Annotated in this window: 1 protein-coding gene; it reads left to right on the forward strand. The window is 40.3% G+C overall.

The features are described 5' to 3' along the window. Positions 1-243: 243 nt before the first annotated feature. Positions 244-444, forward strand: a 201-nt coding sequence (locus DZ860_RS25465) for a hypothetical protein (RefSeq protein WP_207890693.1), incomplete at its 3' end; no start/stop codon positions are given.

A 444-nucleotide genomic window follows, 5' to 3' on the forward strand; every position in this document is an offset into this window, starting at 1 on the left:
TTCAGGAACAAAAACAACTGCACAACTACACTCAACAAAATAACCTCTCTCAAACACTAACAAACAACACAATCAACAGACACCACGTCATTCACACACACACACACACACAAACACAATAAACTAAACGCTCTTACACTTATCACGCAAACAAACACGTCGCTAGAAACACAAACAATCATCAATACCACATTACATTATCACTTCAATTCATCATTCGCCATACAACTGTACGATCCCACATTGAAACAGCATCATTGCCATCTCACCCACTATATGGAATCATCCTTCTCTGTTGTTCCCAATGCGACGACAGACAACGCTAGTGCGTCTCTGCGCTTTCAGGAACAAAAACAACTGCACAACTACACTCAACAAAATAACCTCTCTCAAACACTAACAAACAACACAATCAACAGACACCACGTCATTCACACACACACA

This window comes from Vibrio sinensis, assembly GCF_003605645.1.
In the GTDB taxonomy this organism is placed as follows: domain Bacteria; phylum Pseudomonadota; class Gammaproteobacteria; order Enterobacterales; family Vibrionaceae; genus Vibrio; species Vibrio sinensis.